1 protein-coding gene is annotated in these 356 nt (G+C 69.4%); it reads right to left on the bottom strand.

Annotation, left to right across the window (positions count from 1 at the left end; translation table 11 throughout):
* A partial coding sequence (locus tag EKO23_RS24925; RefSeq protein ID WP_281281006.1) for a sigma factor occupies positions 1-248 on the bottom strand: 248 nt, incomplete at its 3' end.
* Positions 249-356: the final 108 nt, after the last annotated feature.

The following is a 356-nucleotide window of genomic DNA, read 5'->3' as shown; positions in this document are numbered from 1 at the left end:
GGCTCCGAGACCCGCTCGCGACGCCACGGCCGGCGCCGGTCGCTGTAGTGGGCGTTCACGATGATGCGGCGCACGTAGCCGTCGATGTTGTCCATCCGCACGACCCGGTCCCAGGCCGCGTACAGCCGCGTCAGCGCGTCCTGGACCACGTCCTCCGCACGATGCGGATCCCCACACAGCAGGCACGCGGTGCGGAACAGCTGTGGTCGCCGCGCCGCCACGTAGTCGCTGAACGCTGATTCGTCCATGGCCGGTCCCCTCTCGGACACCTAACGCACCAGCATGGCCGAACTGTTGGGTCGGAGAGGCAACTTTCTCGGCCCGCGCTTCCGCGGCATCTCAGGCGCGCCCGCTCA

This window comes from Nocardioides guangzhouensis, assembly GCF_004519545.1.
Classification (GTDB): Bacteria; Actinomycetota; Actinomycetes; order Propionibacteriales; family Nocardioidaceae; genus Nocardioides; species Nocardioides guangzhouensis.
The sequence above is the reverse complement of the archived record's forward strand: the minus strand, read 5'-3'. Positions and strand labels throughout refer to the sequence as shown.